This is a genomic window from Marinomonas sp. GJ51-14, assembly GCF_055808695.1.
In genome coordinates this window covers 24894-40219 of record NZ_CM147879.1, presented here as the reverse complement: position 1 = coordinate 40219, position 15326 = coordinate 24894, and the positions used below count along the sequence as shown (strand labels likewise).

Below are 15326 nucleotides of genomic sequence, written 5' to 3'. Positions count from 1 at the left end.
GCTTTTATGTTGAGTCATATTTTTGTCTTACTTAGGTGGTATAAACTGTTTTATATCAAAGGCAGAGTATGACACTGTATGAGTTATTTATTCATTTCTCGAAAAAATGTACATTCCCGTTATTACAAAACCATCATTAAGCGTTTAAATCTAGATGCTCAATTATATATAATGGGGCTGCCAAAAATGTCTGCTTTACTTTATTTTAAACAAGCCTTTCAAATAGATTTCAAAGACATTCGAGAAGAACAATTAAAGCGTAAAAAAGCCTATAATCCTATTTGGTGTAATCCTGTTTTGAGTTTCCTCTACAGTCGTATTCTTATGTGTATTGAGCGACTAAGATATATGAAGATGATTGCTATATTAACTGAAACAAAGCCAAGCTATGTCGTTCTTTGGAATGGTCGTAAGTTACCAAATATGACAATCGTCATGGCTGCGAAGCGGTTAGGTATTAAGCTGTTTTATTTTGAAAATGGTTTGTTGCCAAATACCGTATCATTAGACCCAAAAGGCGTTAATTTCGCATCTTCTTTGAGTTGTGATCCAAATTTTTATTTGAAATTTGATCCAAACAACAATTACTCATTTTTTCCTCCAGAAGTCGTGCCTCGTAGCAACATTAGAAAACGCCAGAGTTTTGATAAAACTGAATTACCAAAGCGTTTTATTTTTGTGCCATTTCAAGTGCCTCATGATACGCAAATCGTCTGTTACTCGACTTGGATTAATTCGATGGAAATGCTGTATGACGAAGTTATAAGGGCAGTTAAAGCATTAAATGATCCTTCATTAAAAGTCGTCTTCAAAGAACACCCTTCTTGGCATAAACATTACACATCATTATATCAAAAAGACGAAATAGGGGTGTTTGCCAATGGTAATTCAACCAAGGAGCTCATTAAAAAAGCGGAGGTTGTATTAACCATCAATTCAACTGTTGGATTGGAGTCTTTATTACTTAATAAACGAGTGATTACATTAGGAGATACCTGTTACAACATTGAAGGCCTTGTTCTACATGCAAATGACAACCAAGAGTTAATGAAATGCTTAAAAAATATTTACCAAGGTTGGAAAATGAATAGCCTGTTACGAGATAAATTCTTCTCTTATTTAGAAAATATTTATTGTGTGCCACGTGTAAATAAAGACGATGAAGAGCATATTCTTGCAGTACAGATGCGATTAACAGGCGAAGATGCTTTTTCAGATTTTGAAAGAAGTAAGCTGCATTAGAATCACTTTTATTTACTACCTTTCTAATCTGCAGCCTTCCTCATTGTTTTCCTGCTTTTCATTGGTATCGGATCGTATTTATAAGTACTGTATCTGGTAATGCAAAATTATCTACTTGGGAAAAAAGATGAAAAAGCTAAAAGAACAAACCCTTGCTAAAGTAGCGGAAGGTCGCGCAGCAAAACCGGAGTTTATGAAAGGTGTAGATGATGTTATTGCACAAGCTAAAAGTTTTGAGCAAGGTGCTGATGCCTTAGGGTTAGGTGAACCAGCGCCAAACTTTGATCTCCCCAACCAAAACGGACAAGCAACGTCGTTGTTCTCTTTGTTAGGAAAAGGTCCAGTGGTTGTTACCTTTTATCGTGGTAGTTGGTGTCCATACTGCAATTTACAGCTTAGAGCTTTACAGTCGCGTTTAGGGGATATCCATGATTTGGGTGCTGAACTTATTGCCATCAGTCCGCAAGTCCCAGATGACTCATTAAGCAAAGATGAAATCAGTCAAATAGGCTTTCAAGTACTGTCAGATCAAAGTGCAAAAGTCGCTGTAGAATACGGCGTAGCATGGGAAGTGCCTGAATTTCTACTGGAACACATGCGAGTTGATCGCGGCCTTGACCTTGAAACAGTTAATAACGGCAATAGTAATGTGCTACCCATTCCTGCGACATTTGTTATTAATCGTGATGGAAAAGTGGTGTGGCGTTTTGTTGATGTGGATTATCGTATTCGTTCAGAGCCTGAGGATATTATTGAAGCCTTGCATAAATTACTTTAAAGCTAACAAGCAAAATGAACATTAAAGAAAACAGGCTCTCTCTAATGTTCAATTTTAGTGTTCAGCCTTCCAAGCTAACCATGGTAAACCAAGGCGAAGAGCATCAATTAATTGCTCTCGTGAATGTGTGTGATAGCCATAAACACGTATACCAAATATGTGTAGCATGACACTAGCAGCCTTTGCCCTTGCTTCACTTTCGGTATTATTTTTTCGAAAATTTTCGAAATAGAGGGACTCCACTTTACGTAAACTCTGTGAAACGTGGTTTTTTAGTTCGGCTTGTTGGTCACTCAGTTCGAGTTGGCTTTTGACCAGAAAACAGCTGCAATATTCTGCCTTGCAAGATTCTTCGATAAAACTCATGAAAATATCTGGGAGTGCTTCTTCTACCGAATTATATTGGGTAAGGGTAGCTTCTAAGTTATATAGGGATTGCTGAGCATAATAATCAAGTGACTCTTTGAATAAGCCTTCTTTGTTACCAAATGCCAAATAAATACTACCAGGCTTTAACCCTGTTTGTTCTACAAGAGTATGCATAGAGGTGGCCGTATAACCCAAGCGCCAAAAAGCATTGGTCGCCCTTTCTAATACCTTCTCTCTGTCAAACTGTATTCTAGTCATAGGATGTTTTTTACTCTGTGTTGTATGCAATCTTTTTGCACTTTCGCTAAGTATAGCGACTAAATTAAGGTAACTGCAAATTGTTGAGCGATTGTTCAAAAAAATTCTTGAATGATCACTCAACAACTGTTTGAATAAATTATCACGTTAATTTTATTTATTCATGAGGTTCCCTATGTCATTACAAGATCAAATTGCAGAATACAAAGCCGCATTTGTTCAAAAAGCGCCAGTTGATGTTCAAGAACTGATGAAGCTAGTTACTAAAAACCTAGCTGAAACAGGTATTGTTGATAAAGCTCCAAAAGTATCAGAAAAATTGCCAACATTTTCTTTGCCTAATCAAAACGGAAAAACAGTGAATCTAGATGATTTATTGGTGAAAGGCCCTGTTGTGATGACGTTTTATCGTGGCGGCTGGTGTCCTTACTGCAACTTAGAATTAAAAGCTTACCAGGATCAATTGGCTAATATTAAAGCTGCCAATGGAACTCTTGTTGCGATTACGCCTGAATTACCAGATGTTTCTCTTTCTACTGCAGAGAAAAATGCATTGGAATTTGAAGTCTTGTCTGATGTGAATTCTGATTATGCAAGAAGCCTTGGCTTAGTCTTTTCATTAGCGGAAGAGCTTCGTCCTATTTACTTATCTTTCGGTATTGAAATAGAAAAACACAACGGTGAAGGTCAATTCGATTTACCTTTGGCTGCCACTTTTGTTATTGCACAAGACGGTACGGTTGCCAGCGCTTTTGTTGATGCAGATTACACTGCTCGTCAAGAGCCTGCAGAAGCGGTTGCTGCACTTAAAGCTCTGTAATAGATAGCAAATAGTAGATAGTGTATTTAGCGTTTTACTAAAAAAGCTAAAGTAACTAAAAAAGCCAGTATGGACTTGTTTCTTACTGGCTTTTTGTTTTTTAAATTTTTTGAAACAAGACAAAAGCTGTCATAAATCCGCTATTAAAATTAACATGGTGTTTATTAAACCGCAGAACCTGTTAAACCGAGTGAAATATGAACACAAAAATTTATAAAGAAGTCCTTTTCTTAGCCAAAGAGCTAATGAGTTGTGCACATAAAAAAGACCAAGAAAATTTCGATGCTTATTATGAAGAATTGAAGCAAATTTGTGATGACAATGACGGCACAGATAAAGATCATCCGGTGCAGTGGGAAACACTGGCAGATTTCACGGATGATATAGAGCTCGCTATTTCGATATACGACACAGCCTTCAAAAAAGCTGAAGTGATTAACAATAAAGACTACCTTTCATCTATCAGTTTTTCAGCCGCATTATTAAAAATAGAGTTTGGTGATAAAGCGGGCGCCATTGAGTCTTTAGAAAAAGCCAAAATCCACAGTAATAAAATCATCGATAAAGAGTTAAAAGCTGAGATTCATGATTTATTAAAAGAACTGCAAGAATCATAAAGCTCAATAAAAAATAGTTAACGAGAAGACTAGGGTGTTATGTGAGAATGCTTTTTATGAATTTTCAACATTCTAGTATTGTTATCATATTGCTACTAACATCTATCTGCTTCCTTCGGTACACACCTTGATTAGTGTTAAAAGTGAGAGGTTTAAGTTACTGCCCTAAATAGATAATTTCTATATTTATTAACGTTTTCGTTCAAAAAATAATGCGCAAAAATTGAATAACACAAAGTTATGTTATTTACTGGTGTTAACAATATTCCAGTGGTGAACTGCTTTGGCATCATAGGCGTTGAATTTATAAAATAGAGCACTCCTAGCCCTCAAAATACTGCTTTATAAAGGGATTAACATGCATATAAGGTTTGTTTCAAATAATGACTTCAAAGTAAATGAGGTAAAGAAAATATTAGCAGAAGCAGGCGTGAAGGTGATCGAAACAAAGTATTCAATCAATGGGATACAGACTGAAAATGTTAATGAGTTAGTAAAAGATAAATTATTGAAAGCCTTTAAAAAAGTAGGACGCCCAGTTTTTGTGGAACACACTGGGCTTTATATTGATAGTTTGAATGGTTTTCCAGGCGGTTTGACCCAAATGTTTTGGGATAAATTAGAAGCCGATAAATTCTCGTCTCTATTGGGGCAAGGTGACAACCCTAGTTTAGTGGCTAAAACAACCATAGGTTACTGTGACTCTAAAAAAATGTATTTTTTTGAAGGCGAAATAAAAGGGCGTATTTCTCCTGAACCTAGAGGCGATAGAGGCTTTCAATGGGATTGTGTATTTATACCCGAAGGCGAAACAGAAACCTTCGCTGAAATGGGTGATAGGAAAAATGACATTTCAATGCGAAAAATTGCTTTTGATAAATTTAAAGCGTTTTTGGAAAAGGAATAAAGGTTAATGGAAAGGGCATCAATGGAACAATTATTAACTTCCTTTAGAGAAGGCAATGTCATTCTATTTGTTGGTGCCGGTGTATCTATGAACCTTGGGTTGCCATCATGGGATTCGTTGATTGATAAAATAGCGGAAGATTTGGATTATGATCCTGAAATTTACAAGACATTTGGCGATCATTTGGCTTTAGCGGAATATTATCGATTAACAAAAGGCAGTATCGGAGAGCTTGGTAGCTGGATGGATGAAAATTGGCATACTTCTGATATTGATGTATCAACTTCGAAAGTCCATGAAGAAATCGCTAAAGCAGAATTTCCAATCATATACACAACGAACTACGATAGATGGTTAGAGCATGCATTTGATTATTACAATATGCCTTATACTAAGATTTCATCCGTTTCGGATTTGAAAAATGTGAAAGATAATAGTACTCAGATTGTAAAGTTTCACGGTGATTTTGATGATAACAAATCCATTGTTTTAGATGAGACAAGTTATTTTGAGCGTTTAGGGTTTGAAACCCCTTTAGATATAAAATTGAGATCGGATATTCTCGGCAAATCTGTCTTATTTATTGGTTATAGTTTGGCCGATGTAAATATACGTTTTCTTTTCTACAAATTATCAATGCTTTGGAAAGCGCATCATCTTGGCGAAGCCCAACCCAAATCCTATGTGTTTTCACCCAAGCCAAATCCAGTACAAAAGAAAATTCTAGAGCAGTGGGGGATTGAAATGATTTCATCTGAGATTGAACATCCAGGTAAAGCATTAGAAGATTTTCTAAGCAAATTTATTGGCGATAGTATTAAGCAATAAAGCACGAATTAAAGGCTCTAATAACTTAATCCAAAAACTCCATGCTTTAGAGTGTGTCATTACTTATCTGCTCGTTTTATACCGCAAACCATTCTGCTAATCTTCTGGAAACCACTCTCGCTGCGGAAGAGGGCGTTTCTGATTCACGGATCAATGCAGACCAATTAAGGTCAAGTTTCGATTTTCCTAAACTTACGGCCGATACGGTTTTATTTTTAATCGCTGATTGAACTGCCCACCGAGATAATATACTGACACCAAAATTTGATGAGATTAGCTCGATTACCGCATCCGTGACTTCCACAACGGTAACTAAGTGAGGCACAACTCCAGAAGGGCGGATGAAGCGTTCGTATTCGAAGCCCGGTTGCGCAGATCTACTGTAGGTTAGATAGTCTTCACTTTCTAGGTCGACGGCATCAATAAAAAGTCTGTTTGCTAATTTGTGCTTAGGGTGAGTGATTAAAACAAGTTCGTCCTGAAAAACAGGAATAGAATCGATGCCAAGAGTCGCCATATGCCCAGGCGCTAAGATGACATCAACATCGCCGTGCTGAAGGTTTTTAAGTGGATTTTGTGTAGCGGACGCGACCAATTCTAATTGAATGTGAGGTTCTTTTTTTGACATGACTTTTAAAAAAGACGGTAACCAGTGGTAGCAGCTATAAGCCGCGATACCAAAGCGAACGACTGTCGTTTTGTTGTTTGTCATTTGCTGAAAATCAAATTCAGCCCTCTGTAGTGCAGGAATAATCTGATTAGCAGTTTGTGTCATGGCACGTCCTGACGGTGTTTGTCTAAGTCGACGGCCTTCACGCTCAAACAACAATCCTCCTAAGCGTCTTTCTGCTTCGGCAAGCCGATGGCTTAATGCTGACTGTGTTATGCCTAGCACATCCGCTGCCTGCCTTAGGGTGCCAGTTCTGTCTATCGCATTGAGCATTTCCCAGTGCTTGATGTCTAGTCTCATAAACTCGCCTTACTTCTTGGGATTTAGATTTCATCGATGATGTTTTATATATGCACAGTATTAATCAATAGAGTTTATTATTCATTATTTTTTTAATCAGTAGTGCGTTATCGTTTTGTCTCAACAGGATGGAATGAAATCGAGATGAAACAAGAATCTACAATGGACGGGCAGTATTTGGTTTTAATGGCAGCTTGCTTTTATGGTCTAAATCCGTACTTTGCTCAGCAGTTATTCAAGGACGGCTTAGGTGCTGAAATGGTCAGTTTGTACCGTTTTATTTTGCCAGCGATGTTTTTCGTTTTCTGCTTACGTGTGCCGCGAGAAAATAGAGCGGAAGCGTCTAGAAGTTTAGTTCTAGGCTTAGCGAGCGGCGTTTCTATCTTTGGGTACTTTCATGCTTTGGACACGATTCCTGCCGCCACCGCGATTCTTATTTATTACAGTTATCCCTTTTTTAGTGTGTTGATTGGCTGGTTGATTTTTAAGCGAGCACCGTCTCAAAATACCTTGGTATCGGCGGCACTGGTGCTTATTGCCGTGTCATTAACAATACGACCTGAATCCTTACCTGAGGGTGCTTTATTGGCTGTCGCTGCTTGCTTTCTAGCACCTTTAGCCGTTGCGACTCAGGTTCAATACTTATCTAATCCCAGACAAAAAATCCCCACACGTAGTCGAATGGCATGGATTACCATTGGTCATGTTCTGGTGTTATTGCCGATTGCACTCTGGGTTGGTCCCGTACAAATATTGCCAGTTTCTTCTGTCGGTATGCTTTCTGTATTAGGCATTGCTTTGTTAGCGGCTGTGATTCCTCAATTGCTGTTTATGTTAGGAGCGCCAAAGTCATGTGCGGATAGAAACGCATTAACGGGATCGTTGGAATTAGTGGTTGCATTAATAACTGGCGCGGTTTTATTAGGGTCTAATTTAGATCGACTAGAACTGACCGCTATGGTGTTGATTGTGTTGGCGTTGTTTATTAAACAAGTGAAAAGCAAACCGATTGTAGAGGCGGCTCTACAACGTCGACATCAGTAATTCCAATCATAGATGGTTGTTACAGTGAAAAATTATTTTTAGAATAAAAGATTGCGATCACAACAAAAGTGTCTTGGTTGTTGAGTTATTGGGTCTACAAACGACAGTTCTTTTGCGAGTAGTTGTAACGGTGATTGATAGTTATCTGCCGACTCTGGTTGCAGCTCACTTCCTAGTGGCAAATAGTATTTATCATTTAATATAGGCCAGCCTAGAGTCTGCATGTGGAGCCGAAGTTGGTGGGTTTTTCCGGTTACTGGCCGTAGTTCAAATAACGCCTTCTGATCTGTTTGTTGTACACACCTAATCACTGAATGACTGTTGGCTATGCCTTCTGTCACCTTCATAAGAAAACTCGGTTCAGACTTCTCAATACGATTCTTTATCTCCCATTCTTTACCTACTACATTGCCCATGGCGTGGTTGTTGGAACAGGCAATCGCTTGGTAGGTTTTGTGTATTTGTCGAGTTTTAAAAAACTGATGATAATCATGGCGTGTGTCTAGATTGGTAGAAAATATGACCAATCCCGCAGTTACTCTATCTAGTCGGTGTAAGGCTTGTAAGTGCTTGATACCAGTTCGGCGACGTAAACGGTCTTGAAGACATTCGTTCACATACACTCCGCCGGGTGTCACTGGGAGAAAATGGGGTTTATACGCCACTAGAATATGTTCATCCTGAAACAGTATGGTTTCTTCAAAAGGGATAACAGGTTCATTTTGAACTTCTCTGTAATAATAGACACGTTGCTGAGGTCGAAGGAGGGATTGCGCGTTTATTAATGAGCCGTCATGCCAATGTACTTTTCTATCTGTCATGCGTTGTTGCCAGATTTTAGCATCAATATAAGGGAATTTAAGAATTAGGTATTCCAGCACTGTGGCGACGCCGGGGTCAGTCTGAGGTAAACTTAGCTTTGATGGATTTTCTGACATTGCCATGTAGCGATATAAACCTTCGACTATAATGTGCTATTTATGCTGACTATAACATGAGCTTGATTATGTGAGCTTGTGGTAAGTGTTTTATGAAGAGAAAAATATGCAACGTCCTACGAAAGAGCAGGTAAGTGAGTTACCCATGTATGTGGGCCTTGATCTGTTAGATATTAAGATTATTGAAAATGAACAGGATGCGGCAGAAGCATTACAAGCGTTAGAAAACGAAACCTGTGTAGGGTTTGATACTGAGAGTAAGCCGATTTTCCGTAAAGGCCAAGTAAGCCCAGGACCATCGTTAATTCAAATTGCTACAGAATCAAAAGGTTTTTTATTTCCGACTCGTTTCCCTGCTGCGGTCACTGCAGCAGCTAAAGTTTTAGTTAATCCTGCAATTCAAAAAGTCGGCTTCGGCATTAAAGACGATAATAAAGAGCTACGTAACAAACTTAATATCGATATTGTGAATACACAAGATTTGTCTTTTACCCTAAAGCGCCTTATCGATGATAAAAATACCATAGGAGCACGCTCTGCGGTGGCTATGGTGCTAAAGGCTCGTTTAGGTAAGGGAGCGCAAAAGTCCAATTGGGGGGCTTACCCACTTAAAAGTAGCCAGATTCTTTATGCCGCTAATGATGCCCATGCTGCCATTTGTGTTCAAAAAGCATTATCGACACTGGTTTAAATACAGGTAAGGAAACACCTTGGCCCAATCTAACATTACTTTTTTCGAACGTTTTGAAGCTGATATCCTTTCAGGAAAGAAAACCATCACAATCAGGGATGAAACGGAAAAAGATTATGCACTCAATAGTGTTGTACAAGTGTCTACTTATGAAGAAGGGCGTTGGTTTTGCCAACTAAGAATACAATCAATTGCCCCTATAAAAGTCAGTGAATTATCAGATTTTCATGCTAAACAAGAGAACATGGCGCTTCCTGAGTTGAAAGATATTATCCAAGAAATTTATCCAAATATCGAAAAGTTGTATGTGATTTCATACGAGCTTATTGGTTAGTTATTTTTTTGATTTCATTAGGCTATTTATTAAATTTATCTCTTCAAATTTTTACTTTTTATTTCAATATCTTGGGCATGAAATCTGCATGTAGACTTTATTAAAGAAGATGTTTATTCTGAATTTAATCGAAAATTATTTTATAGGAAAATACTATGAAAAAGCATGGTTTACGCCATACGGTTTTGCTCTCCAGTATCTTAGTCTCATTGGCCGCCACAAACGCATCAGCAGAAACCTTCCGCTGGGCTTCCAATACTGATCCACAAACTATGGACCCACATGCTGTAAACTCTGCACCAGTATTGTCCTTTTTGAACAATGTCTATGAAGGTTTGGTACGACGTGGCGAAGGGATGGCTATCGAACCATCATTAGCAACGTCTTGGGAACCACTTGTTGGTAAAATTGGCTGGCGCTTTCATTTACGTAAAAACGTTACCTTCCAAGATGGTGCTGCTTTTACTGCGGAAGACGTATTATTTTCTTACCAACGGGCTTCTAGTGAAGCGGCTGATGTTCGTTCATGGTTCGCGCCAGTTGCTGACGTCACGATTGTTGACGAATACACGATTGATTTTGTGACAAAGGCACCTAATCCTCTTTTCCCTGATTCTATCGCTAACTTCATGATTTTGGACAAAGACTGGGCTGAAAAAAACAATGCTGCTTTGCCAGCAAGTGATGCTGAAAATTTTGCGACTATGAATGTAAACGGTACCGGACCTTTTGTTTTATCAAGCCGTGACCCAGGCGTTAAAACTGTTTTAAAACCGTATTCTGGTTGGTGGGACACGGCGACACACAATGTGACGGAAGCTGCCTTTACACCAATTGGTAACCCTGCAACAGGGATTGCCGCTTTGCTTTCAGGCGAAATCGACTTTATCCAGCCAATTCCATTGCAAGATGCTAAACAAGTTGAAAGTCGTAAAGGCTTTAAAATCTTAGAAGGTGAAGAAACCCGTGTCATTATGTTTGGTTTCGGCCATGAACACGAAAAACTGCTTTATTCTTCTGATGTGAAAGATGCGAATCCATTTAAAGATCCTCGTGTTCGTTTAGCGGCATCTCACGCGATTAACATGGCGTCGATTGATCGAGTCTTGTTCCGTGGCAAAATTGAAGCGGCATCTCAATTAGTACCAGCTGGTATCTCAGGCTATTCTGAGAAAAACGCCGCTCGCCATGAATACGATCCAAAACGTGCGAAAGAGTTACTAGCAGAAGCAGGCTACCCGAATGGCTTTAGCTTTGGCTTGAAATGTACTAATGATCGTTATATCAACGATGAAGCTTTGTGTCGTGCCGCTGCGTCTATGCTGAGTGCCGTTGGTCTAAAAGCGAAATTAAGTACTGGTCCAGTTCGTGATTACTGGACTCAGTTACGTGCGGATGACTTCGATATGTACTTGTTAGGTTGGTCTCCAGGTACCTTTGATATGGAACATCCAATTCGTTTCTTGTTGCATAGTCAAGATGATGTGAAAAAATTGGGTTCTTGGAACTTCGGTAATTACTCAAATACACGTGTTGATGAGTTACTTCCATTGATTCAGCAAGAAATTAATCCTACCAATCGTCAGAACCTAATCGATGAAGTGGTGTCTATTACGCAGAAAGAAGCGGCGTATATTCCGCTTTATACTCAACCATTAATTTGGGCAACAAAAGAAAATGTTGATATGACGCAACGTGCGGATAACTTCTTCTTATTGCGTTGGGTTACTGTGAATTAATTGTAGAGCCTTTTATAAGGTTAGGGTACGAGCTAATACTTTGTTGAAGATAGGATTTTTTTCTTCTTTAGCAAGGTATTGGCTTTACTTTTTTAGACGGCATTGGTTTTTTTGCTATTGGCTTCGTTTGCTATGTCATCTAAAACACCTTCTAACATAAAAAATTAACTGTTTAAAAGTTGAACATTGATGTTTTATTTTATTTCTAAGCGCCTCATCCAATCTGTGTTTGTGATGCTAGCAGTGGCTTTTTTAGCCTTCTCTTTGTTCCGCTTTGTTGGGGACCCGATTACGCAAATGACGGGCGTGGAAACCTCCGTTGTCGATCAGGAAAGACTGCGTGAAGAATTGGGACTGAATGATCCCTTCATTAGCCAATTTGGTCGATTCACTGTCGATATGTTACAAGGCGACTTTGGTTACTCGTTTCGTACTCGTCAACCTGTTGCTGAAATGATCGCCAGTCGTATTCCTGCGACCCTTGAATTGGGCGTTGTTGCATTGCTTATTTCACTGGTAGTTGGTATTCCCGCCGGTGTTTATACGGCGTTACGACCACGGGGCGTTATTACTCAAACCATACTAATGACCACGCTTATTGGTATTTCTATACCGACCTTTGTTATCGGCATCATGCTCATTTTTTTATTTGGCGTACAGCTAGGGTGGTTGCCTACTTTTGGTCGAGGGGAAACCGTCAATATCGGTTTCTGGGAAAGTTCTTTCTTTTCTATTGATGGTTGGCGAGCGCTTATCTTACCTGCGGTTACCCTTGGTGTTTATCAACTCACATTGACGATGCGTTTGGTGCGAGCACAAATGATGGATGTGATGCGATCTGATTATATTCGTTTCGCTACCGCTCGCGGTGTACCAATGAGACAGCTTTATTTCCGACATGCACTGGTGAACACCATGGTACCGGTTATTACCATTATTGGTTTGCAGTTCGGCGGTGTTATCGCGTTCTCGATTGTCACCGAAAGTGTTTTCCAATGGCCCGGAATGGGCTTGTTGTTTCTGGAATCTATCCGTTTTGTTGATATCCCTGTGATGGGGGTGTATTTGGTTGTCATCGCTTTTTTCTTTGTGGTGGTGAACTTGCTTGTTGATCTTTTGTATGTGGCCATTGATCCACGTCTTCGAGTGTAGGTAGGGAGATGAATATGAAAGAATTTATTAAGCGCTCAGAAGGTCTTTGGCTGTTTACTCGTAGCCCTGCGGTTATGGTTGCGGCGGTTATCGCTATTCTGATTTTTATTGGCGCTGCATTTGCGCCTTGGATTGCGTCAGCGAATCCTTATGATTTGGGGTCGTTCAGTTTGATGGACGGATTACTTCCGCCGATTTGGCAGGAAGGCGGCATCTCACAATTTATGCTGGGTACCGATGATCAAGGACGAGATATGATTTCGTCGATTTTATACGGTGCACGTTTGTCTTTGCTGATTGGCTTGTCTGCCATGGCGATTGCCACCGTGCTTGGGGTTGGGCTTGGTCTTGCAGCAGGATTTTATGGTGGTCGTTTCGATGCCATCATTATGCGAATTGCCGATATTCAACTTGCCTTGCCTGCTATTTTAACCGCCTTACTGATTGACGGTATTGCGCGTGGAATCTTACCTCCAGAGGTGCAGCAAGATTTGCGCGTTGTGGTTTTAACACTTGCGATTGCTTTATCCCTTTGGGTGAATTTTGCTCGTACTGCCCGTGCCTCTACGTTTGTGGAGATGAACAAAGAATACGTACAAGCGGCGATCATCATGGGGCAAGGTCCCATTCGCATCATGTTTATTCATATCTTGCCGAATATTTTGGGGCCGCTTTTGGTCATCATGACGGTTGATCTTGCTTCCGCGATTTTGCTCGAAGCGACCTTGTCATTCTTGGGCATTGGCCTTGCAGCGGACAGTCCATCATTAGGCACACTTATCCGTATTGGCATGCAGTTTATGTTGTCAGGTGAGTGGTGGATCTTATGGATACCGACTTTATTTCTTGTGGCATTAGTTGTCTCTATTAATACGCTTGGTGATTTCATGCGTGATGTTTTTAATCCGGGGTTACGCTAATGCTCACAGTAGAAAACTTAACCGTACGTTTTCCCACTCGATTTGGTGATACGACAGCCATCGAGAATATTAATATAAATGTCCAAGCGGGGGAGATCCACGGTCTTGTCGGTGAAAGTGGTGCAGGTAAATCCACTGTTGGCGCTGCTGTTATTGGTTTGTTGCAAACACCGGGTTATATCGCTGAAGGCAGCATCATGTTGGGTGATACGGATTTGCGCGCCTTGGATGTGAATCAAGCTCATGCCTTGCGTGGCAAACGTATTTCGATGATTTTTCAAGATCCGCAAACCAGTCTTAATCCTTTGATGACGGTTGAAGATCAGTTGGTTGAAACCATCTTAGCCCATGAAAAAATGTCAGCGGACGAGGCTCGTACTCGCGCTATCGACTTGCTCGAAGAAATTGGCATTAAGAATGCGGCAGAACGCATCAAATCTTGGCCGCATCAGTTTTCTGGTGGTATGCGTCAACGTGTGGTGATTGCATTGGCGCTTTGTACTAATCCTGAACTTATTATCGCTGACGAACCAACCACGGCGTTAGATGTTGCGGTACAAAGCCAAGTGCTGGACTTGATTCGCTCATTGGCAGACAAACGTAAGATTGGCTTTATCCTGATCACTCATGATATTGGTGTTATTGCACAAATCGCAGATCGCGTAACGGTTATGCGTAATGGTCATGTCGTTGAATCGGGCGAAACTGCACAAGTATTGGGGCGTCCTAAGCATGCTTATACACGAGCATTAATGAGTGCTGTGCCGCCAATGGATCATAAAATTGATCGATTCAGTGTACCGGCTACAGAAGGTATTGAAGGTGCTAGCGTTTCTATCGGTGATCTTGCTGAGCAATGGTTGCTTGAAGAAAAAGGCTTGTCTGAAGGTGAGCAGAAAGAACTTTCAATCGGTTTATCAATTGAAGCACTAGACGTTCGTTTTTCTGGGACACGTAAATCATTGTGGCGTAAACCAGAGGACTTCATTGCACTCGATAAAATCAGCTTTAACGTCAAACCTGGCAGCATTATGGGGTTGGTTGGTGAAAGTGGTTCCGGTAAGTCTACCGTCGCTAAAACTATCACAGGACTGATTACACCTAACAGTGGCACCATGATGCTTGGTAACGAAGTATTACCAGCAGGAAAGTCTCGTAGCCGTAAACATCCTTCTCGTCGAATCATTCAAATGGTCTTTCAAGATCCTTACTCAAGTTTAAATTCGCGTCATAAGATTGGCTCTATTTTGACAGAACCGCTTTGGTTTTATGGTTTAGAAAAAGACCCAGCGAAACGTCAAGAGCTCGCGGCTTCTATGCTTGCTTTGGTTGGTATGGCACCAGATGCGATTGATAAATACCCACATCAATTTTCTGGTGGACAACGTCAACGTATTGCCGTGGCACGCGCGTTATTGGCTCGACCGCGATTCTTGATATGTGATGAACCGACTTCCGCATTGGATGTATCGATCCAAGCTGAAATTCTTAATCTCTTGAAAGATTTGCAATCGAAGTTTGGACTGACCATTTTATTTATTAGTCACAACCTTTCAGTGGTGCGACAAATGGCCGATGACATGGTTGTACTGCGTAATGGCGTGATCGAAGAAGCGGGTAAAACCGAAGATCTGTTTGAACGTCCACAAGCTGAATACACAAAAAAACTGCTGTCCTTGACGCCTGTGATGCCGAAAAACTGGGCTCTTTAGGCTTATT

At 40.2% G+C, this 15326-nt stretch carries 16 protein-coding genes; 13 read left to right on the top strand and 3 right to left on the bottom strand.

Features of this window, described 5'->3' with window-relative positions; genetic code table 11:
• Positions 1 to 78: 78 nt before the first annotated feature.
• Together AC0L3Y_RS00215 and AC0L3Y_RS00210 are read left to right on the top strand one after the other, a co-directional pair.
• Positions 79 to 1242: a capsular polysaccharide export protein, LipB/KpsS family gene (locus AC0L3Y_RS00215; protein ID WP_473467288.1), complete on the top strand. Its 1164-nt coding sequence runs from the start codon at positions 79 to 81 to the stop codon at positions 1240 to 1242.
• Between the two features lie 127 nt (positions 1243 to 1369).
• Entirely contained in the window at positions 1370 to 2020 is a 651-nt protein-coding gene (locus AC0L3Y_RS00210) for a peroxiredoxin-like family protein (protein WP_473467286.1), read from the top strand.
• A 54-nt stretch (positions 2021 to 2074) separates the two neighbouring features.
• Here the strand turns inward: AC0L3Y_RS00210 and AC0L3Y_RS00205 are convergent, their stop codons facing one another.
• A complete protein-coding gene (locus AC0L3Y_RS00205) occupies positions 2075 to 2647 on the bottom strand; it encodes a TetR/AcrR family transcriptional regulator (RefSeq protein ID WP_473467284.1) in 573 nt (190 codons plus the stop codon).
• 175 nt (positions 2648 to 2822) lie between these two features.
• Between AC0L3Y_RS00205 and AC0L3Y_RS00200 the strand changes: the two genes are divergently transcribed.
• The 4 genes from AC0L3Y_RS00200 to AC0L3Y_RS00185 all read left to right on the top strand — a co-directional run bounded on the left by AC0L3Y_RS00200 (position 2823) and on the right by AC0L3Y_RS00185 (position 5819).
• Positions 2823 to 3467 carry a peroxiredoxin-like family protein gene (locus AC0L3Y_RS00200; protein ID WP_473467281.1) on the top strand — a complete coding sequence of 215 codons (645 nt, stop codon included), beginning with the start codon at positions 2823 to 2825 and terminating at the stop codon, positions 3465 to 3467.
• A 197-nt stretch (positions 3468 to 3664) separates the two neighbouring features.
• Positions 3665 to 4084 carry a tetratricopeptide repeat protein gene (locus tag AC0L3Y_RS00195; protein WP_473467278.1) on the top strand — a complete coding sequence of 140 codons (420 nt, stop codon included), beginning with the start codon at positions 3665 to 3667 and terminating at the stop codon, positions 4082 to 4084.
• A gap of 358 nt (positions 4085 to 4442) precedes the next feature.
• Positions 4443 to 4991 carry a non-canonical purine NTP pyrophosphatase gene (locus AC0L3Y_RS00190; protein WP_473467275.1) on the top strand — a complete coding sequence of 183 codons (549 nt, stop codon included), beginning with the start codon at positions 4443 to 4445 and terminating at the stop codon, positions 4989 to 4991.
• Positions 4992 to 5012: 21 nt separating this feature from the next.
• On the top strand, positions 5013 to 5819 hold the full coding sequence (locus AC0L3Y_RS00185; protein ID WP_473467273.1) for an SIR2 family protein: 807 nt from the start codon (positions 5013 to 5015) through the stop codon (positions 5817 to 5819).
• Between the two features lie 76 nt (positions 5820 to 5895).
• On the opposite strand, the gene AC0L3Y_RS00180 is transcribed toward AC0L3Y_RS00185, so the two are convergent.
• On the bottom strand, positions 5896 to 6789 hold the full coding sequence (locus tag AC0L3Y_RS00180) for a LysR family transcriptional regulator (protein WP_473467270.1): 894 nt from the start codon (positions 6787 to 6789) through the stop codon (positions 5896 to 5898).
• Positions 6790 to 6933: 144 nt separating this feature from the next.
• On the opposite strand from AC0L3Y_RS00180, the gene AC0L3Y_RS00175 reads away from it, so the two are divergent.
• On the top strand, positions 6934 to 7833 hold the full coding sequence (locus AC0L3Y_RS00175) for a DMT family transporter (RefSeq protein ID WP_473467268.1): 900 nt from the start codon (positions 6934 to 6936) through the stop codon (positions 7831 to 7833).
• A gap of 38 nt (positions 7834 to 7871) precedes the next feature.
• Here the strand turns inward: AC0L3Y_RS00175 and AC0L3Y_RS00170 are convergent, their stop codons facing one another.
• Positions 7872 to 8777: a pseudouridine synthase gene (locus AC0L3Y_RS00170; protein WP_473467267.1), complete on the bottom strand. Its 906-nt coding sequence runs from the start codon at positions 8775 to 8777 to the stop codon at positions 7872 to 7874.
• 100 nt (positions 8778 to 8877) lie between these two features.
• Between AC0L3Y_RS00170 and AC0L3Y_RS00165 the strand changes: the two genes are divergently transcribed.
• The 6 genes from AC0L3Y_RS00165 to AC0L3Y_RS00140 all read left to right on the top strand — a co-directional run bounded on the left by AC0L3Y_RS00165 (position 8878) and on the right by AC0L3Y_RS00140 (position 15319).
• Positions 8878 to 9462 carry a 3'-5' exonuclease gene (locus AC0L3Y_RS00165; RefSeq protein WP_473467264.1) on the top strand — a complete coding sequence of 195 codons (585 nt, stop codon included), beginning with the start codon at positions 8878 to 8880 and terminating at the stop codon, positions 9460 to 9462.
• Between the two features lie 19 nt (positions 9463 to 9481).
• On the top strand, positions 9482 to 9796 hold the full coding sequence (yqfB, locus tag AC0L3Y_RS00160) for a N(4)-acetylcytidine aminohydrolase (RefSeq protein WP_473467262.1): 315 nt from the start codon (positions 9482 to 9484) through the stop codon (positions 9794 to 9796).
• Between the two features lie 155 nt (positions 9797 to 9951).
• The gene (locus AC0L3Y_RS00155; RefSeq protein ID WP_473467258.1) at positions 9952 to 11535 is read left to right on the top strand and encodes an ABC transporter substrate-binding protein; all 1584 of its coding nucleotides are present in this window, start codon (positions 9952 to 9954) and stop codon (positions 11533 to 11535) included.
• Positions 11536 to 11724: 189 nt separating this feature from the next.
• The gene (locus AC0L3Y_RS00150; RefSeq protein ID WP_473467255.1) at positions 11725 to 12687 is read left to right on the top strand and encodes an ABC transporter permease; all 963 of its coding nucleotides are present in this window, start codon (positions 11725 to 11727) and stop codon (positions 12685 to 12687) included.
• A 14-nt stretch (positions 12688 to 12701) separates the two neighbouring features.
• Complete coding sequence (locus AC0L3Y_RS00145) at positions 12702 to 13607, top strand: ABC transporter permease (protein WP_473467252.1); 906 nt, start codon at positions 12702 to 12704, stop codon at positions 13605 to 13607.
• Positions 13607 to 15319, top strand: a complete 1713-nt coding sequence (locus tag AC0L3Y_RS00140) for a dipeptide ABC transporter ATP-binding protein (RefSeq protein WP_473467250.1) — start codon at positions 13607 to 13609, stop codon at positions 15317 to 15319. Before AC0L3Y_RS00145 ends, AC0L3Y_RS00140 begins: the two co-directional genes overlap by 1 nt.
• The last annotated feature ends 7 nt before the right edge of the window (positions 15320 to 15326 follow it).